Raw genomic sequence first — 17,825 nt, 5'->3', positions numbered from 1 at the left:
ACATGATTGTTGCGGGGACCGGATCATCATGAAAACCAACCGGTGGCTCTGGCTGCTTGTTCTTCCGTACATCGGCCTGCTCTGGGTGCCGCTCTACAACACCCATGATCCCGTGGTTCTCGGATTTCCATTCTTCTATTGGTATCAGCTCGCCTGGGTGCCCATCACCTCCCTGTTGATCTGGCTCGCATACAGGAGTGTGAAGCATGAAGACTGAGATCGATGCGGTCGCACTCGGTGTTTTCGTTTTCTTCTTCGTCCTCGTCACCATCATGGGGTTCTTCGCCGCACGATGGCGCAAGCCGGAGACGCTGGCGCGCATCGATGAATGGGGGCTCGGCGGCCGCAACTTCGGCACCTGGATCACCTGGTTTCTGATCGGCGGCGATTTCTACACCGCCTATACGGTGATTGCAGCGCCCGCATTGGTTTATGCAGTGGGTGCTTACGGTTTCTTCGCGCTGCCCTACACCATCATTGTCTATCCCTTCGTGTTCGCGGTGATGCCGAAGTTGTGGCAGGTCGCCAAGGACCATGGCTACATCACGGCAGGCGACGTCGTGCGCGGCCAATACGGATCCAAGGCGCTGGAGCTTGCGGTCGCCGTGACCGGTGTCATCGCCACCATGCCCTACATCGCGCTGCAGCTGATCGGCATGGCGGCCGTGATCAAGGCGCTCGGTCTCAGCGGTGAACTGCCGCTGATCATCGCCTTCCTGGTGTTGGCATTCTACACCTATTCGTCGGGGCTGCGTGCGCCGGCGCTGATTGCCTTCGTCAAGGACATCATGATCTACATCGCCGTGATCGCGGCGGTGGCGCTGATCCCCTCGAAGCTCGGCGGTTACGCCGCGGTGTTCAACGCGGCCGACGCCGCGTTCAAGGCCAAGGGGAGCGGCAGCATTCTGCTCGGCGGCAATCAGTACGTCGCCTACGCCACGCTGGCGCTGGGATCCGCGCTGGCGGCCTTCATGTATCCGCACACACTGACCGGCATATTCGCCAGCAACGGCGCCAACACCATTCGCAAGAATGCGATCCTGCTGCCGGCCTACACGCTGCTGCTCGGCTTGCTGGCGCTGCTCGGCTACATGGGCCATGCGGCGCACCTGCAACTCTCCAGCAACAACGACGTGGTGCCGGCGCTGTTCCAGACCTTGTTCCCGAGTTGGTTCGCCGGCTTCGCGTTCGCCGCGATCGCGATCGGCGCGCTGGTGCCGGCCGCGGTGATGAGCATAGGCGCCGCCAACCTGTTCACCCGCAATTTCTGGCGTGCTTATGTCAATCCGGACATCAGCGATGCCGGTGAAGCGCAGGTGGCGAAGGTGACCTCGCTGGTGGTCAAGCTCGGTGCGTTGCTGGCGATTATCGTCCTGCCGATCCAGTTCGCGCTCGATCTGCAACTGCTTGGCGGCATGTGGATCATCCAGACGCTGCCCGCGCTGGTGTTTGGGCTGTTCATCGGCTGGTTCCGCGCCCCGGCGCTGCTCGCGGGCTGGGCGGTCGGCTTCCTCGGCGGCACGTACTTCGCCTATGCCGACGGGCTCAAGCCGCTGCACACACTGCATTTCGGCGACACGGCCATCACGATGTATACCGGCCTGCTGGCGCTGTCGCTGAACATCGCGGTGGCTGTCATCGTCAATCTGGTGGTGCCGGGCAAGGCTTCTCCAACCAAGGCTTCTCCAACCAAGACGGCTCCGGTGGCTGCGGCGCGCTGAGCGCGCCGTAGTCCAATTTATGCGAGATAGCCGGACACACCGTCCCACAGTAACTTCAACGCCGTCACGACCAGCAGTCCGTAGCAGGCCCGATAGATCTGTTGCTGGTCCAGCCTGCCGTGAAGTCGCCAGCCGAGCCAGACGCCGGCGGGTATGGCGAGCAGACAGGCCGCCATCACGATCCAGACGTTGCCTGTCGGCCTCACCAGCAGCAGCCACGGCACCGCCTTGGTCACGTTGCCGACCGTGAAGAACATGCTCGTCGTTCCCGCGTAGATCTCCTTGGTGAGGCCGAGCGGCAGCAGGTACATCGCAAGCGGCGGCCCACCGGAGTGCGCGACCATGGTGGTCACGCCCGAAGCGAGACCGGCCGTGATCGCCTTCGGTGTCGACCGCGGACGAATTGTGACCTCCGAGCCTCCGGCAAGCCACAGACCGACAAAGAGCAAGGTCACCATCGCCATCACGATCGCTACGGCACGATGGTCCATCGCGCGGAACAGCAGATAGCCGAGCCCGATGCCGATCACGAGCCCTGGCAACAGCATCGCAAGATCCGGCTTCGACCATGTCGAAGGCTTCCAGTAGCGAAGTGCGAACAGGTCCATTGCGATGAACAACGGCGCCAGAAGGCCGCCAGCCGTCACCGGATCCATTACGAATGACAACAGCGGAATGCCGACAATGGAAAATCCGCCGCCGAATGCGCCTTTCATGAAGCAGATCAGGAACACGCCGGCAAACGCAATCAGGACCGTGGTGACCGTGAGTTCCATTGCTCCTCTCCAAAAATCTCCAAGGATTGCCGCGCCCCGGCGCGCGGGTTCATCGCTGCGTGTTGTCCGGTTCGATGGTGCTAGTACCCACTTTGATCAAACGTGATTCAGAATCGGTGGGCACGTACAGTGTTTGCTCGTGTCACTTGGCTATGATTCCGGGTACTAGAATGCTCCGAGCGGTGACTCGGTGCAATATAAGTATTGTATTCAGTGCAATTTTGCCGGCCGCCGGAATGGCCGTTGGAAACGTCCGCTGCGCTGGGAAAGATGACAACGTTGATGTCGATCGTACCGCCGAGCCGGCGTGTGAAGTGTGTAGATGTGGCCTGGCGTGCCCGACTGGCTCGCCGGCTTCGGTGGAGTTGGGTGCGCTCACGGTCTCATTGCTGTGGCGCGCGTCTTGCGATCACGACCCGGCTCGCATCTTTACTGTCGCACACTGCTTTCTCCGCGCGACGTCGATCGCTTTCTCCACAAGTCAGCCATGACTTTGATGGTCGCGCCGAGGACCAGCGTGCAAAGCGCCGCCTTCGACATCGTCTCCATCGTGCCCTCGACCAGCATGCCATGGACCACGCTGCCTATGACGATCACCACCGCAAGGGGTATATGGGCAATGCGCCATGTTCGCAGTCGCAGTCCCAATCGCCGGCGGAGTGCTGCCAAAAGCGCGACGGCGAAGATGGCCCACATCGCGGTCACACCCCAAAGGGAGAACGGCGTCGGCGATGAGAAGAGGAGGGCGTCAATCATGTCCGGCGGACTGGTGAACCAAAGTCCCCCGACATGGATCACCACCGCCACGACCAGCGCACCTCCGATCCAGTGATGCGCGCGCCGCCCGCGATAAGCTGACAGTCCAGGCAAGTATCCGCCAATCAGCAAAGGCTGAACCAGCACAAGACCCAGTGCGATAATCCCCGCGAAGCCGGCGATTATGTAGATCGGACCGCGCCATGCGAGCAGCGGGCTCGCCGCGGCAGCGGCGATCGGCAGGCAAACGGCGACGGTAAGGGTGGCCCAGATCATGGTCACCCGGGCCAATCTCATTCTTTTTGCGTCCAACTCGGTCAGGCCGGTTGAAGGACGAAGTGCGCTTCCAGGCTGGTCTCTTTTGCGCTCCGCATCACGGGACGCAGAAAGACGGTTTTGAATTCACCGCTGTCATAGGCCAGGTGACCATGCGGTTGGCCAAAGATCGGAATGATCTGCGGCATCTCGAGACGGAACACCCCGTTCTTGTCGGTGAGCGTGGCGCCATGGCTCTGCGGCTCGTGTTCCTGCCCTTCGGTGGTGTGCGCCCAAATCTGGATGCGCTGCCCGGCAAGCGGAGCCCCGTCGCCTGCGCGGCGTACAGTGCCACTCATCCAGAAGCCACCCTTGCCGATCCGATCCACAGTCGGCGCACCCTTGCGGTAGTTGTTCGCCCCGCCCGACATCGAATCGGTCGGTGCGAGGCCTGCCGCGCGGGCGGGCAACAGGAACCCGGAAATCCCGGTTGCAAGGACTCCGGTTGCCACGACGGAGCCGCCGGCGGCGAGGAGGTTGCGACGGTTGAACACGACGGCGGTCATGCGAATTCCTCCTGGCGATCGTGCAGTTGCTCCGCTCAGGGTACAACAACAAGGGCGAAGTGGCCAGTTGAGGCAGGCGAAGAGCGCGACGGGTCGCAATAACAGAGTTGTGAACGGGTGTTCCGGCTGCTCAGCCAGCGTCGTTGACGGGGCATCTTCAGAAACGCCCGACGCCGGGGTGCATTCTTCAATTATCCCTTCGCCCTTGATCGCCGATGGATGCCAGGCGATCGATGGTGTTTGTCCGCTTTGGCCCGTTGCGGACGACGATTCCACAGTTCGCCGCCTGCAAATTCTCCTTGGAGATTGTCCGGATGCGGCCGTTAAGGTAACCATGCGTTGATTGCGGCGGCAAAAATGCGAGTCACGAGCATGACATACGCCCTCACGATGCGGCTGGAGACGAACGCCATCGCGATGTGGCCGGAGACGACCCTCGATCTCACCACCTATTGGCCGGTTGTAGATGGCGACAACGTCGGCACAATCGCTCCGCTAACCCTGCTTGTCCCCGCGTCACCTGTGGAGCACTGGATGTGGTCCATCAACTTCCCGATGATGGACATGCCTGACTGGTGCCGAGGCCGTGCTCCCACGCTTGAGCAGGCCCAAGTTGAGGCTGAGCAAGCGTTCACGCGGATCAGGGATAGCCTCTCGCAAGCTGAATACGACGAGGCGCTTTGGAAGAAGGATGGCAAGGCTAGGGGCGTCAACTAGACGGCACTTCCGGTTGGGCCAAAGCCGACATGCCTGACTGCCATCTATTTTCCGGATAACGCCCGACGCATCGTCCGCCACACTCATTCGTCTGCGAGTTGCTATTGCTTACCGCGCGTCCGCAACCACCATCGCTGCGCCTTTCTCGGCGATCATCGCGGTCGGCGTATTGGTATTGCCCGAGGTGATGGTCGGCATCACCGAGGCGTCGATCACCCGCAGCCCGTCGATGCCGTGAACGCGCAGTCGCTCGTCGACCACCGCCATCGGATCATCAGTGTGGCCCATCTTGGCGGTGCCCACCGGATGGAAGATCGTGGTGCCGATGTCGCCGGCGGCCTTGGCCAGTGCGGCATCGTCGTCGCCGATAGTGGGGCCGGGCAAATACTCGTCGGGACGATAAGGCGAGAGCGCGGCCTGCCGCATCAGCCGGCGGGTGACGCGGATGGCGTCCGCCGCTACCTGGCGATCGTCCGACGTATCGAGATAGTTCGGTGCGATGATCGGCGCGGCGTCCGGCTTGGCGTCCCGCAAACGGATGCTGCCGCGTGAACTTGGCCGCAGGTTGCAGGCTGCGACCGTGATGGCAGGAAAGCGATGCAGCGGCTCGCCGAATTTGTCGAGCGACAGCGGCTGCACGTGGAACTGGATGTTGGCGCGCTCCTGATGTGGATCGGAGCGGGTGAAGATGCCGAGTTGCGAGGGCGCCATGGTCAGCGGTCCACGCCGGCGCAGCAGATAATCCAGCCCCATCCAGCCGCGACGTGGCAGCGAATAATAGGTCTCGTTCAAGGTGCGGATGCCGTTCACCTTGTAGATCGCGCGTTGCTGCAGATGGTCCTGCAGATTGCGGCCGACCCCCTCGCGCGCCAGCACCGTATCGATGCCGAGCGGCGCCAGCCACTCCCGCGGTCCGATGCCGGAGCGCTGCAGCACCTGGGTCGACCCGATCGAGCCCGAGCACAGAATGACTTCGCCTTTGGTCCGCGCTTCGACAATCTCTCCGCCCTGGATAAAGCGCACGCCGACGGCGCGACCGTTCTCCACAATCAGGCGATCGGCGAGCACATTGGTTTCGAGCCGCAGGTTCGGACGCGTCAGGGCCGGCTTGAGGAAGCCGCGCGCGGCGGACCAGCGCCGGCCGCGCTTCTGGTTGACGTGGAAATAACCGATGCCTTCGTTGTTGCCGGTGTTGAAATCGCCGGTGCGTCGAATTCCCATTTGGGCCGCGGCATCGGCCACCGCATCCAGCACCTTCCACGACAACCGCGGCGCCTCGATGCGCCAGCCGCCGCCAACGCCATGGTGCTCGCTGGCGCCGAGGAAATGATCCTCCAGCGTCTTGAAGGCGGGCAGCACATCGTCCCAGCCCCAGCCGGTCAGGCCCAGCTGCCGCCAGTGGTCGTAATCGGCGGCCTGGCCGCGCATCGAGATCATGGCGTTGATCGCCGACGAGCCGCCGATCACCTTGCCGCGGGGATAGGCCAGCGCGCGGCCGTTGAGGCCGGGCTCGGGCTCGGTCTTGAACATCCAGTCGGAGCGGGGATTACCGATCGCGAAGAGGTAACCGACCGGGATATGAAACCAGATCCAGTTGTCCCTGCCGCCGGCCTCCAGAATCAACACCCGCTTGCGGGGATCGGCGGAGAGGCGGTTGGCGACAATGCAGCCTGCCGTTCCTGCACCCACAACGATGTAGTCGAAGTCTCCCTCAAGCCGTCTGGTCATTCCCGATCCCGTGGCATGTCCGCTTTTTGATCATGGCGTTAGAGCATTTTCGGGCGAGGGGGGAAACCGATTTGACGCACAACGGTGCTGCACCGATCTCGGTTCATGGTCTCCCTTCAGTCCTCTAAATCGTAATTTAATGGTACGGGACCGCGAGCGGCTTATGTCTCTGGTGAGTTGATTTTCATCAGGGGTGATCGCCATGTTTTCAAGACGAGATCTATTGGCAGTGTCGGCGGCAGGCGCCGTCATGACCGCTTCGGCTGCAAGTGCCGCCTCGTTCGGCAATCCCGACCAACCGCCGCAAGGTGCTGTCAACGCCAGGGGACCAGGAAATCTGACCGACCCCGGCCCGCAGAACCCGGCGATCGCCGGTCAATTTCCCTCGTCCCAATCTCCACCGGCCACCCACATCGGCGGTTTGCCGCTGGATTGGGCGTCATTCAACATCGCGCCGAAGCGCATTCAGAACGGAGGCTGGGCGCGCCAGGTGACGCAGGCTGACTTCGCGATTTCGGAGGAGATCTCCGGCGTCAACATGCGGCTGACGGCCGGCGGCATCCGCGAACTGCATTGGCACCAGGCCGCCGAGTGGGCGATCATGACCTACGGCAATTGCCGTGTGACGGTTCTCGACGTGCATGGGCGGCCTTATGTCGCCGACGTCAAAGCGGGCGACCTCTGGTATTTCCCCGCCGGCGCGCCGCACTCGCTGCAGGGGCTGGGACCGGACGGCTGCGAGTTCGTGATCTGCTTCGACGATGGCAAGGCCAACGAGTTCAACACCCTGCTGCTGTCCGACTGGTTCGCCCATACGCCGCCGGAGGTGCTGGCCAAGAATTTCGGTGTGCCGGCGGAGACATTCGCGAAAATCCCGCTGCAAAATCTCTGGATCTTTCAAGGGACTTTACCCGGCGACCTCGCCGCCGATCGCAAGGCGGCCGGCAGGAATGCAAGCGCAGCGCCGCATCCGTTCGTCTTCTCGCTTGCGTCGTCACCGCCGACGAAGCAGAACGCCGGTGGTGATGTGCGGGTGGCCGACAGCAGCAACTTCACCGTCTCCACATCGATCTCAGCCGCGCTGGTCACGGTCCGCCCCGGTGGCGTGCGCGAGATGCACTGGCATCCGAACGCGGACGAGTGGCAGTACTATATCAAGGGCAAGGCGCGCATGACGGTTTTCAACACCGGACCGAACGCCAGGACCACGGATTTCACGGCTGGCGATATCGGTTACGTCAAGCGCAATTTCGGACACTATGTGGAGAATATCGGCGATACGGATCTGCAATTCATCGGGGTGTTCCGCGCCTCTCGCTATGAAGAGGTGTCACTGACCAACTGGCTGACCCATACGCCGCCGGCGCTGGTCGCCCAGCATCTGAATATCGACGAGGCGACAATCGCGAAGTGGCCCGACAATGCGCCCGGTTTGATGCCGAAATCGTAGAGTATCGCGCTCGAAAAACACGATATCATCCCATTTTTCGGTCAATTCGCCTGCTTTTTGGCGCCTGCCGGATATTGGGCTGACCATGCACCCATGGTAGAGATGACGGATCGAATGTTGGCTGCCGCAGGCAGCTCTGCTTTGGAATGTCATTATGCCTATCGTCAATCGTATCGCCGAATTCCAGCCCGACATCATGGCCTGGCGCCGGGACCTGCATGCCCATCCCGAGCTTCTCTACGATGTGCATCGGACCGCTGGATTCGTTGCCGATCGTCTCAGGGAATTCGGGTGCGATGAGGTCGTCACCGGGCTCGGGCAGACCGGCGTGGTCGGGGTGATCAAGGGCCGCAAGCCGGCCGATGGCCGCAACGTCAAGGCGATCGGGCTGCGTGCCGACATGGATGCGCTGCCGATCCATGAAGAAACCAATTTGCCCTACCAGTCGAAGACCCCCGGCAAGATGCATGCCTGCGGCCATGACGGCCACACCGCCATGCTGCTGGGCGCAGCGCGTTATCTCTCCGAGACCCGCAATTTTGCCGGCGATGCCGTGATGATCTTTCAGCCGGCGGAGGAGGGCGGCGCCGGAGCCGCCGCGATGATCAAGGACGGCCTGATGGATCGTTTCGCGATCGACCAGGTTTACGGCATGCACAATATTCCGGGCATCCCGCTCGGCAGCTTCGCGATTCGTCCAGGTCCGCTGATGGCCTCGATGGACAAGCTGGTGATCAAGGTCGAGGGCAAGGGTGCGCACGCGGCGATGCCGCACAAGGGCGTCGATCCGGTGCTGGCCGGCGCGCAACTGGTCGTCGCCCTGCAATCCATCGTCTCGCGCAGCATTGATCCCTTGGAATCGGCTGTGCTGTCGATCTGCAGTTTCCACGCCGGTCACACCAGCAATGTGATTCCGCAGACGGCCGACATGCTGGGAACGGTCCGCACGTTGAAGCCCAAGGTGAGGGATCTCGTGGAGCAGCGCATGAAGGACGTTGCGGCAGGCGTGGCGCAGGCCACCGGCACCCGCATCGAGTTGAATTACAACCGCGGCTATCCGGTCGTGGTCAATCATCCCGACCAGACCGACTTCGCGCTGAAGATCGCCACGGACATTGTCGGTGCGGCGAACGTCGACGCCAATACAACGCCGATCATGGGGGCCGAGGATTTTGCCTACATGCTCGAAGCACGCCCCGGCGCCTTCATCTTCATGGGCAATGGCGACAGCGCGGGGCTGCATCACCCGGCCTACAATTTCAACGACGACGCGATCGTCCACGGCTCGTCGTATTGGGTGAAGCTGGTCGAAGGAACGCTGGCGGCTTAGCTACCGGAAGACACTCCACCCACATTGTCATCACCGGGCTTGTCCCATAGGCACTAAGATTCCCTGTTTGTGTGCCGAGGTGTCTTCCCACATTCTGCTGTCATGCCCGCGAACGAACGCGGGCGTCCAGTACGCCCGGTGTGAGTGGCGTAAGCGCGGAGCATATCACAAACGCTTGCGTATACTGGGTCCCCGGTCAAGCCGGGGACGACACTGAGAGTGGTGAGACGCTTCAATTCTTAGCGCGTGATCTTGCTGAACAAGCTTTGCGCCGCGTCGCCACCCGTTACGACAAGCTCGCACGCAACTACGCCTCGGCGGTCTCGCTAGCCGCCGTCGTCGCCTTCTGGTGCTGACCGAGCAAAGCCGTTCCACTGAATGAATGTCTGCAACGGGCCACAAGCTGACTTGGCAACTTACCGCTCGTGCACCCGGCCTGTTTGACTTGGCTCGCGAGCCCCTGACTTGATTGGCAGCCGCTCGAGGCAAAGCGGTTGACGGTGGTGAGACCCAAGGCCCCCTGGACGATAGAAGCCAACGACTCTCGCTCGTCACGTCGAGGGCGAGCCTCGCCTTTGCGCGGCGAAAGGTCCGGTTTCCCAGCTTCCCCTCTCGATTTGCCAGAACATGCTGGTAAATCATGTGATTACGATGCATATACTTGTTCGGTCGAAATCGCTGGAAAAAGTTGCGTGAGTTCTGAAAACAGCACCTTGAGTATTGGTCCGCGTCTCCGGCGTGCCCGCTTGTCCAAGGGGCTGCGGATGCGGGACCTGGCGCAGGCCGTCGGATGCGACGAGAGCATGATCTCCAAGATCGAGGCCGGCAAGGTCATGCCGTCGCTGCCGATGCTCGACAAGATGGTCCAGGCGCTCGACCGCGACATGGCCTCGTTCTTTGGTCTGACCATCGGCGAATACAAGCTGGTGCAGAAACCCGCGGATCGGCTCAAGGTGCATGTCGATGCGCTGCGCGGCGGAACCGGGGTCATGTATGAGCGGCTGGTGCCGGTGGCGGCCGGCAACCTGCTCGAAGCGAATGTTCATGTGGTGGCCCCGGGAGGCGAGAAGATCGACCTCATCACCCATCAGGGCGAAGCGGTCGGCTATCTCGTGTCAGGAACCATCGAACTCACCATCGACGACACCGCCTACCTGATGACGGCGGGCGATTCCTTCTTCTTCAAAGCCTATCTGACCAACAGCTACCGCAATGTCGGACCGGACGAAGCGCGGATTGTCTGGGTCAACACCCCGCAAGTTCACTGAGCCGAAAGATCGGGCTCGCAGTGCATGAATTTCATGCATGTGGCGAAAAGTGAAGCGGCGACGATTAAGATCACCGCAATTCCAGATGTTGTCGTAACAGCAGCTTGAGCTGCTAACGCTCTGTTTATTGTCCCTACCGCATTCAAAGGTCCCAAAAACAGGGCTGGCATAGTGCTTGCTTAGATTGACGTGACTGTGATGCATGCCAATTGCCCCTGGCTGCGTCCGACGTCGATGGGGCCCGAACACGTCGATGCGCTTCGGCAAAGCCGTCGTACCGACGAATAACGGCAGGCAAGCCGCTGATGACTTTCGTCTGGAAACGTCTGCTTGGCACCATCCCGAGCCTGGTCGGCGTGATCGTTCTCACCTTCTTCATTTCCCACGCCCTGCCGGGTGACCCCGCGGCGTATTTCGCCGGACCCGCCGCGAACGCCGCCTCGATCGAGAATATCCGCACCACTCTGGGACTCGACCGTCCGCTTCCAGTGCAGTTTCTGCACTACGTCGTGGACCTCGCGCAGGGCAATCTCGGCCGTTCGCTCACCACCGGCCAGCCGGTGTTGACCGATCTGCTCGAACGGCTGCCCGCATCGCTGGAATTGTCGTCCTTCGCCCTCCTGTTCGCGATCAGCATCGCCATCCCGATGGGCGTGTGGGCCGCGACCCGCATCAACGGGCCGGTCGATCATGTCTGCCGTGCACTGGTCTCCGTCAGCGCCGCCTTCCCGACTTTCTTCGTCGGCCTGCTGTTCGTCTACGTGTTCTATTTCCTGCTCGACTGGGCGCCACAGCCGCTCGGCCGCCTGAACGAAATTGCCTTCTCACCGCCGCCGCATGTCACCGGGGCTTACACGGTCGATGCCCTCATTGCGGGGGATTGGCCCGTGCTCCGCGCCTCTTTGGCCCAGTTGATTCTGCCTGCGGTGTCGCTCGGCCTGTTCGCACTGGCGCCGATCGCGCGTATCACGCGGGCGGCCATGCTGGAGGCGCTGAGCAGCGACTTCATTCGGACCGCGCGCGCCAGTGGCTTGCCGGTGCGCAAGATTCTGATGACCTACGCATTCCGCAACGTGCTGCTGCCGGTCAGCAGCGTGCTCGGCATGGTGTTCTCCTTCCTGCTGGGCTCGAACGTCCTGATCGAACAGGTGTTCGGCTGGCAGGGTGTCGGCGCCTATGCGGTGTCCGCCGTCATCGCCTCCGACTACGCCGCGGTCCAGGGCTTCGTCCTGATGATGGCGACGCTTTACGTGCTGCTGAACCTCGCGGTCGACATTTTCGCGACACTGGTCGATCCCCGCGTCCGGTTCGAGGGCTGAGCGATGAGTCTGGTCACGCTCGCTCGCAACACCGGTTATGCTTTCGGCGAAAATCGCCTGACACTGGTGGCCGTGATCATCCTGGCGCTGCTGGCGCTGTGCGCGATTTTCGGACCTTACATCGCGCCATACGATCCTCTGGTCACCTCCGCCGTCACCAAACTGGCGCGCCCTAGTGCGCTGCATCCGTTCGGCACCGACGCGCTGGGACGCGACATCCTCAGCCGCGTCATTGTCGCGGCGCGCCTGGACCTTGGGATGGCGGTCTCGGCGGTGCTGCTGTCCTTCGTGCTTGGCCTGACGCTCGGCTCGCTCGCCGGCTATTTCGGCGGCTGGACCGACCGCATCATCGGCCGCGCCATGGACACCATCATGGCGTTCCCGCTGTTTGTGCTGGCGATGGGCATTGTGGTGGCGCTCGGCAACAGCGTAGCCAACATCATCATCGCCACCATGATCATCAATCTGCCGTTCTATTGCCGCTTCGCGCGCGCCGAGGTGAACGTGCGGCGCGAGCTCGGCTATGTCGAGGCGGCGCGTATGGGCGGCAACGGCTCGCTGCGGGTCCTGCTCAACCATATCGTCCCGAACATTCTGCCGCCGATGATGGTGCAGGCTTCGCTCAACATGGGATGGGCGATCCTCAACGCCGCCGGCTTGTCCTTCATCGGGCTCGGCGTCCGGCCGCCGACGCCGGAATGGGGCATCATGGTCTCGGAAGGCGCCAGCTACATCATTTCCGGCGAGTGGTGGGCCTTCCTGTTCCCGGGCGCCGCCCTCGTGCTCGCGGTGTTCTCCTTCAACATGCTGGGCGACGGACTGCGCGACCTGCTCGATCCGAGGAAACGCGTGTAATGGCGCAGCTCGAGATCGACAATCTGTCTGTGGAGTTCCGCACCCGTCACGGTGTGGTGCGGGCGCTGGACAGCGTGAGCTTGTCGGTCAGCCGCGGCGAGATCGTCGGCGTGGTCGGTGAAAGTGGATCCGGAAAGTCCGTCACCGCCTACACCGTCATGGGCCTCAACGATGAGGCCGCGCAGATCACCAAAGGCAACATCACCATGGGCGGCATCGATCTTCTGGCGGCGCGGCCGGAAGCGATGCGCGAACTGCGCGGACGCGAGATGGCGATGATCTTCCAGAGCCCCCGCACCGCGCTCAATCCGATCCGCAAGGTCGGCAAGCAGATCGAAGACGTGCTGCAGGAGCATGCCGGGCTGCCGGGTCGTGATCTCAGGAAAGCGGCGATCGCGGCACTGGCGCGAGTCCGCATTCCCGATCCCGAACGCCGGGCGGAAGCCTACCCGTTCGAGCTCTCGGGCGGCATGTGCCAGCGCGTGATGATCGCCATGGCGCTGGCCTGCACACCGTCAGTCCTGATCGCGGACGAGCCCACGACAGGGCTCGATGTGACAACCCAGGCGGTGATCATGGACCTGATCAGGGACATGAGCCGCTCGACGCGGATGTCGACGCTGCTGATCACCCACGATCTCGGCCTTGCCGGCGAATATTGCGACCGGATCGCCGTCATGCATGCCGGGCACATCGTCGAGATCGCGTCGACCGAGGCGCTGCTCGATCGTCCGGCCCATCCCTATACGCGCCAGTTGCTCGCCGCGACGCCGGTCCCGGAATCGCGGCTCGACGACCTCAATTCCATTCCCGGCCATCTGCCCGATCTGCGCGGCGAGTTGCCGCCATGCCGCTTCAGCGGCCGCTGCGAGCGGCGGCAGCCGATCTGTGACGAGGCGGAACTGCCCTGGACCGAATTGTCGCCCGCGCATGTCGTGCGCTGCCGGTTTCCGCTGTCATGACGCCGCTGCTCGAAGTTCGCTCATTGACTAAATTCTACCCGATCAAGCGGGCGGCGCGCGGCGCCAGGCTCCACGCCGTCGACGATGTGGATCTCACGATCGGAGCGGGAGAAAGCGTCGGCCTGGTCGGCGAATCCGGCTGCGGCAAATCCACCATGGTTCGTCTGCTTGGCCGGCTGATCGATCCCACGGCGGGCCAGGTCCTGCTCGGCGGTGAGGATCTCACCGCGATGACGCAGGTGAAGTTCGCGTCCTCGGCGAGCCGGCGGCGGATCCAGGTCGTCTTCCAGGACGCCACCGAAAGCCTGAATCCGTCGTTCCGCGCCTTTCAGGCGATCGCCGACCCGCTGAAGCGGCTGCTCGGCATGAGCAACGGCACTGAGATGGACAAGCGCGTCCTTGCCACCGCGGCACTGGTCGGGTTGCCGGAAGAACTGCTGCAGCGTTATCCGCATCAATTGTCGGGCGGCCAGCGCGCGCGCGTGGGCATCGCGCGCGCCGTTGCGGTCGAACCCTCGCTGCTGATCCTCGACGAGCCGACCTCGGCGCTCGACGTATCGGTGCAAGCCGTGATCCTGCGGCTGCTCGCCGACCTGCGCGCCCGACTGTCGATGAGCTACCTGTTCGTGTCGCACGATCTCAACGTGGTACGGCTTTTATGTTCGCGCGTGGTCGTCATGTATCTCGGCAAGATCGTCGAGATCGCGCCGGCAGAGGCTCTCTTCACCGCGCCCCGCCACCCTTATACGCGGGCGCTGGTTGCCGCGATCCCCGATCCCGCTCGGCGCGGTGAAGCGCGCCCGCGCCTCGATGGCAGCCCGACCAGCCCGATCGATCCGGACCCGAACGCCTGCCGCTTTTACGGCCGCTGCCCTGACGGCGCTGATCTGTGCGCCAAAGCCATGCCTCCGCTTCGCGAGGTCGGCCCGGATCATTTTGCGGCCTGCCACTTCGCTCTTGCACCCCATGGAGGAACCGATGAGCGCTGACAATGAGATCTGCCGCATGGACGCCGTCACCGTCGCGGCGAAAGTCAGAGACAAGAGGCTTTCCGCTGCCGAGGTCACCGAAGCCGTTCTGCGCCGCATGGAGAAACTCGAGCCGCACATCCATGCCTTCTGCACGCCGACGCCCGACGTGGCGCGAGCCGCCGCCGCCGCGGTCGACGCCAAGATCGCGGCCGGCAAAGATCCCGGCCTGCTGGCCGGCGTGCCGATCGGAATCAAGGACCTCGTCGCCACCAAGGACATCCTGACCGTGATGGGCTCGCCGCTCTACCGGGACTTCGTGCCGGACGAGGACGACATCGTGGTCGAGCGGCTGAAGGACGCCGGCGCGATCATCATCGGCAAGACCAACGTGCCGGAATTCGGCTACAGCGGCGTCGGCCACAACCCTGTTTTTCCGGCGACGCGCAATCCCTGGAATCTCGACATGACGTCCGGCGGATCGAGCGCCGGCTCTGGCGCCTCGGTCGCGGCCGGCGTCGCGCCGTTCGCGATCGGTTCCGATGGCGGTGGATCGATCCGCATTCCCTCCGCACTTTGCGGACTGTACGGCATCAAGGCCTCGATGGGCCGGGTGCCGCTTTACCCGGGTTGCCGGGATGAACGCTATCCCGGCGTATCGAGCTGGGAATCGCTCGAACATGTCGGCCCGATGAGCCGCACCGTGGCCGACTCGGCCCTGATGCTCAAGGCGATCACCGGACCCGATCCGCGCGATCGTTATTCCATCCCGGCCGCCGACTTCGATTATGTCGATGCCACGAAAGAGAGCATCAAGGGCCTTCGCATCGCCTACAGCGAAGACTGGGGTTATGCGCCTGTCGACCCGGAAGTCCGCCGCGTCGTCTCCGAAGCGGTGCGCGTGTTCGAGACCGATCTTGGATGTACGGTCGAGCGCGCCCACCTCGGTTGGGAAGATCCGTTCCCGCATTTCTGGACCATCGTCGCCGGCGACACCGATCTCACCGGCATGCGCCGCATGATGAAGGGGCGCGAAAAGGAAATGTCGCCGCACCTCGTCGGCATGCTGCAGCGGCAGTGGACGGCGGAAGAATTCACCGACGCCAAAATGATCCGGCAGATGGTCTGCAACCGCATGTGGCGGTTCATGGCCAACTACGACCTCCTGATCACACCGACGCTCGCGGTGCCGGCCTTCCCGCTTTACATGCAGGGGCCCGAGATCATCGAAGAGAAGATGGTCTCTACCGGCGACTGGCTCTGCTTCACCTTCATCTGCAATCTGACCGGCCAGCCGGCGGCGACCATTCCTGCCGGCTTTACCAAATCCGGTCTGCCTGTCGGCATGCAGATCATCGGCCGCCATCTGGCGGACCGTACCGTGCTCGCCGCCTCCGGCGCCTTCGAACAAGCGCGTCCGTGGGCTCACAAATGGCCGAAACTGCTGGGCGACCTCGGCCTCTGACACCGCCTCCGCTTTCCCACCCCGCAAATCCAAGAGGATGCACGATATGAAGCTCGATCGTAGTCTTGTTACGGCGGCGCTGCTCACAGCGTCCGTTGTCTTGCCCGGCGCTGCCGCGCGCGCGGCTGAAATTGCCAAGGACACCATGGTCATCGTGTCCGAAATGGGCCCCAACGGCCTCGACACGATGGTGCCGACCGCCAACGATCACAGCCGCATGGTGGTGTGGCAGGCCTATGACCGGCTCGTCAGCCACGGCGAGAAAAAACTGGCTGATGGCACGGTGTCCTACGACGCCAAGGTCATGACCCCGGAACTGGCCGAGAGCTGGGAAGCCAGCGACGACGGCAAGACCTACATTTTCCATCTGCGCAAGGATGCGACGTTCCACGACGGCAGCCCGGTCACCGCCAAGGACGTCAAATGGTCGTTCGACCGCGCCATCGCCGCCGGCGGCTTTCCGGCGGTGCAAATGGCGGCGGGATCGCTGGTCAAGCCCGAACAGTTCACGGTGGTCGACGATCACACCTTCAAGGCCACGTTCGATCAATTCAACAAGCTGACGATGCCTGACCTCGTTGTGCCGGTGCCCGTCATCGTCAATTCCGAACTGGCCAAGAAACATGCGACGCCCCAGGACCCGTGGGCGTTCGAGTGGGTGTCACGGAATGATTGCGGTGGCGGCGCCTACAAGGTGGAATCCTGGTCACCCGGCCAGCAGACTGTTTTCACCCGGTTCGACGCCTGGAAGTCCGGCCCCTTGCCCAAACTCAAGCGCGTCGTCTATCGGCAGATCGCCTCGGCCGGCACGCGTCGTGCGCTGCTGGAAAAAGGCGACGTCGACATGTCGGTCGGCCTGCCGCCGAAGGACTACGCCGAACTGGCGGAGCAGGGGAAGGTCAAGATCATCGGGGTGCCGGTGCAGAACGACCTCGTGTTCGTCGACATGAATGTGAAGATCGCCCCGTTCGACAATCCCAAGGTGCGCGAAGCGATCTCCTACGCCATCCCCTACAAGGAGATCGTTAGTTCCGCTCTCTATAACCGCGCCAAGCCGATGTTCGATGGCGACCCCGCAAAACCCTACCCCGACGCGACATGGCCGGTTCCGATCAAGCATGGCCAGGATCTCGCGAAAGCCAAGCAATTGCTCACCGAGGCCGGCTTCCCCAACGGCTTCAAGACCACGCTGTCGATCGATCTCAGCGAATCCACCGTGCGCGAACCGACCGCCATCCTGATCCAGGAGGCGCTGAAGATGATCGGCGTCGAACTCACGATCGAGAAGGTTCCGGGCTCGAACTGGTTTGCCCAGATGGCCAGCAAGACGATGCCGATGGTCATCGCCGAATTCTACGGCTGGCTCGACTACCCCGACTACTTCTTCTTCTGGACCTTCCACGGCGGCAATAATTCGGTGTTCAACACCGCCAACTACGTCAATCCCGACCTCGACAAGGTGATTGACCTGGCGCGCTTCACCCGCGATCCCGAAATCTACAAGACCAGCCTGAACAAGATGGTCGACATCGTCATGACCGATCTGCCGCGCATCCCGCTCTATACCCGCTTCGCCGACTATGCGGTGCAGAAGAACGTCCAGGGCTTCGAGTACTGGTTTCATACCCATCCGGACTTCCGCAAGCTCTACAAGGAGTGAGACGGCGGCAAGCTTTCATCGGGACAACA

The 17,825-nt window shown here is 62.7% G+C and carries 16 protein-coding genes and 1 pseudogene; 13 read left to right on the top strand and 4 right to left on the bottom strand.

Annotation, left to right across the window (positions count from 1 at the left end; translation table 11 throughout):
• Nucleotides 1–28: 28 nt before the first annotated feature.
• Both RS897_RS39425 and mctP read left to right on the top strand, forming a co-directional pair.
• A complete protein-coding gene (locus tag RS897_RS39425) occupies nt 29–217 on the top strand; it encodes a DUF3311 domain-containing protein (RefSeq protein WP_315834055.1) in 189 nt (62 codons plus the stop codon).
• A complete protein-coding gene (mctP, locus tag RS897_RS39420) occupies nt 207–1,721 on the top strand; it encodes a monocarboxylate uptake permease MctP (RefSeq protein WP_315834054.1) in 1,515 nt (504 codons plus the stop codon). Before RS897_RS39425 ends, mctP begins: the two co-directional genes overlap by 11 nt.
• Nucleotides 1,722–1,738: 17 nt before the next feature.
• Here the strand turns inward: mctP and RS897_RS39415 are convergent, their stop codons facing one another.
• From RS897_RS39415 to RS897_RS39405, 3 genes are all read right to left on the bottom strand, one after another.
• Complete coding sequence (locus RS897_RS39415) at nt 1,739–2,497, bottom strand: sulfite exporter TauE/SafE family protein (RefSeq protein ID WP_315834053.1); 759 nt, start codon at nt 2,495–2,497, stop codon at nt 1,739–1,741.
• Between the two features lie 429 nt (nt 2,498–2,926).
• The gene (locus RS897_RS39410) at nt 2,927–3,550 is read right to left on the bottom strand and encodes a ferric reductase-like transmembrane domain-containing protein (protein ID WP_315834052.1); all 624 of its coding nucleotides are present in this window, start codon (nt 3,548–3,550) and stop codon (nt 2,927–2,929) included.
• Between the two features lie 20 nt (nt 3,551–3,570).
• Nucleotides 3,571–4,074 carry a peptidase associated/transthyretin-like domain-containing protein gene (locus tag RS897_RS39405; RefSeq protein WP_315834051.1) on the bottom strand — a complete coding sequence of 168 codons (504 nt, stop codon included), beginning with the start codon at nt 4,072–4,074 and terminating at the stop codon, nt 3,571–3,573.
• 372 nt (nt 4,075–4,446) lie between these two features.
• Here RS897_RS39405 and RS897_RS39400 point away from each other — a divergent pair, with 372 nt between their 5' ends.
• Complete coding sequence (locus RS897_RS39400) at nt 4,447–4,791, top strand: hypothetical protein (RefSeq protein WP_315834050.1); 345 nt, start codon at nt 4,447–4,449, stop codon at nt 4,789–4,791.
• Between the two features lie 108 nt (nt 4,792–4,899).
• On the opposite strand, the gene RS897_RS39395 is transcribed toward RS897_RS39400, so the two are convergent.
• Nucleotides 4,900–6,519 carry a GMC family oxidoreductase gene (locus tag RS897_RS39395; protein WP_315834049.1) on the bottom strand — a complete coding sequence of 540 codons (1,620 nt, stop codon included), beginning with the start codon at nt 6,517–6,519 and terminating at the stop codon, nt 4,900–4,902.
• A 202-nt stretch (nt 6,520–6,721) separates the two neighbouring features.
• Between RS897_RS39395 and RS897_RS39390 the strand changes: the two genes are divergently transcribed.
• From RS897_RS39390 to RS897_RS39345, 10 genes and pseudogenes are all read left to right on the top strand, one after another.
• Nucleotides 6,722–7,969: an oxalate decarboxylase family bicupin gene (locus RS897_RS39390; RefSeq protein ID WP_315834048.1), complete on the top strand. Its 1,248-nt coding sequence runs from the start codon at nt 6,722–6,724 to the stop codon at nt 7,967–7,969.
• A 154-nt stretch (nt 7,970–8,123) separates the two neighbouring features.
• Complete coding sequence (locus RS897_RS39385) at nt 8,124–9,299, top strand: M20 aminoacylase family protein (protein ID WP_315834047.1); 1,176 nt, start codon at nt 8,124–8,126, stop codon at nt 9,297–9,299.
• 269 nt (nt 9,300–9,568) lie between these two features.
• A pseudogene (locus tag RS897_RS39380) lies at nt 9,569–9,655 on the top strand (IS5/IS1182 family transposase); the annotation flags it as partial.
• 336 nt (nt 9,656–9,991) lie between these two features.
• Nucleotides 9,992–10,567 (top strand): cupin domain-containing protein, encoded by a 576-nt coding sequence (locus RS897_RS39375; protein ID WP_315834046.1) that lies wholly within the window; start codon nt 9,992–9,994, stop codon nt 10,565–10,567.
• A 302-nt stretch (nt 10,568–10,869) separates the two neighbouring features.
• On the top strand, nt 10,870–11,886 hold the full coding sequence (locus tag RS897_RS39370) for an ABC transporter permease (protein ID WP_315838895.1): 1,017 nt from the start codon (nt 10,870–10,872) through the stop codon (nt 11,884–11,886).
• A gap of 3 nt (nt 11,887–11,889) precedes the next feature.
• A complete protein-coding gene (locus RS897_RS39365; RefSeq protein WP_315834045.1) occupies nt 11,890–12,741 on the top strand; it encodes an ABC transporter permease in 852 nt (283 codons plus the stop codon).
• Nucleotides 12,741–13,703, top strand: a complete 963-nt coding sequence (locus tag RS897_RS39360) for an ABC transporter ATP-binding protein (protein ID WP_315834044.1) — start codon at nt 12,741–12,743, stop codon at nt 13,701–13,703. The genes RS897_RS39365 and RS897_RS39360 overlap by 1 nt, the downstream gene beginning before the upstream one ends.
• Complete coding sequence (locus RS897_RS39355; RefSeq protein WP_407654387.1) at nt 13,700–14,692, top strand: ABC transporter ATP-binding protein; 993 nt, start codon at nt 13,700–13,702, stop codon at nt 14,690–14,692. The genes RS897_RS39360 and RS897_RS39355 overlap by 4 nt, the downstream gene beginning before the upstream one ends.
• Nucleotides 14,682–16,136 carry an amidase gene (locus RS897_RS39350; protein WP_315834042.1) on the top strand — a complete coding sequence of 485 codons (1,455 nt, stop codon included), beginning with the start codon at nt 14,682–14,684 and terminating at the stop codon, nt 16,134–16,136. The genes RS897_RS39355 and RS897_RS39350 overlap by 11 nt, the downstream gene beginning before the upstream one ends.
• A gap of 46 nt (nt 16,137–16,182) precedes the next feature.
• Nucleotides 16,183–17,796, top strand: a complete 1,614-nt coding sequence (locus RS897_RS39345) for an ABC transporter substrate-binding protein (RefSeq protein ID WP_315834041.1) — start codon at nt 16,183–16,185, stop codon at nt 17,794–17,796.
• The last annotated feature ends 29 nt before the right edge of the window (nt 17,797–17,825 follow it).

Source organism: Bradyrhizobium prioriisuperbiae (genome assembly GCF_032397745.1).
In the GTDB taxonomy this organism is placed as follows: Bacteria; Pseudomonadota; Alphaproteobacteria; order Rhizobiales; family Xanthobacteraceae; genus Bradyrhizobium_A; species Bradyrhizobium_A prioriisuperbiae.
Note: the sequence above shows the minus strand (reverse complement) of the source record. Positions and strands in the feature narration are given on the sequence as shown.

What these genes read in the sequence shown, in the direction of transcription:
- RS897_RS39385 (WP_315834047.1), top strand. Translation starts at nt 8,124, where the DNA reads ATGCCTATCGTCAATCGTATCGCCGAATTCCAGCCCGACATCATGGCC.
- RS897_RS39365 (WP_315834045.1), top strand. Translation starts at nt 11,890, where the DNA reads ATGAGTCTGGTCACGCTCGCTCGCAACACCGGTTATGCTTTCGGCGAA.
- RS897_RS39345 (WP_315834041.1), top strand. Translation starts at nt 16,183, where the DNA reads ATGAAGCTCGATCGTAGTCTTGTTACGGCGGCGCTGCTCACAGCGTCC.
- RS897_RS39360 (WP_315834044.1), top strand. Translation starts at nt 12,741, where the DNA reads ATGGCGCAGCTCGAGATCGACAATCTGTCTGTGGAGTTCCGCACCCGT.
- RS897_RS39425 (WP_315834055.1), top strand. Translation starts at nt 29, where the DNA reads ATGAAAACCAACCGGTGGCTCTGGCTGCTTGTTCTTCCGTACATCGGC.
- RS897_RS39405 (WP_315834051.1), bottom strand. Translation starts at nt 4,074, where the DNA reads ATGACCGCCGTCGTGTTCAACCGTCGCAACCTCCTCGCCGCCGGCGGC.
- RS897_RS39355 (WP_407654387.1), top strand. Translation starts at nt 13,700, where the DNA reads ATGACGCCGCTGCTCGAAGTTCGCTCATTGACTAAATTCTACCCGATC.
- mctP (WP_315834054.1), top strand. Translation starts at nt 207, where the DNA reads ATGAAGACTGAGATCGATGCGGTCGCACTCGGTGTTTTCGTTTTCTTC.
- RS897_RS39415 (WP_315834053.1), bottom strand. Translation starts at nt 2,497, where the DNA reads ATGGAACTCACGGTCACCACGGTCCTGATTGCGTTTGCCGGCGTGTTC.
- RS897_RS39390 (WP_315834048.1), top strand. Translation starts at nt 6,722, where the DNA reads ATGTTTTCAAGACGAGATCTATTGGCAGTGTCGGCGGCAGGCGCCGTC.
- RS897_RS39410 (WP_315834052.1), bottom strand. Translation starts at nt 3,550, where the DNA reads ATGAGATTGGCCCGGGTGACCATGATCTGGGCCACCCTTACCGTCGCC.
- RS897_RS39400 (WP_315834050.1), top strand. Translation starts at nt 4,447, where the DNA reads ATGACATACGCCCTCACGATGCGGCTGGAGACGAACGCCATCGCGATG.
- RS897_RS39395 (WP_315834049.1), bottom strand. Translation starts at nt 6,519, where the DNA reads ATGACCAGACGGCTTGAGGGAGACTTCGACTACATCGTTGTGGGTGCA.
- RS897_RS39350 (WP_315834042.1), top strand. Translation starts at nt 14,682, where the DNA reads ATGAGCGCTGACAATGAGATCTGCCGCATGGACGCCGTCACCGTCGCG.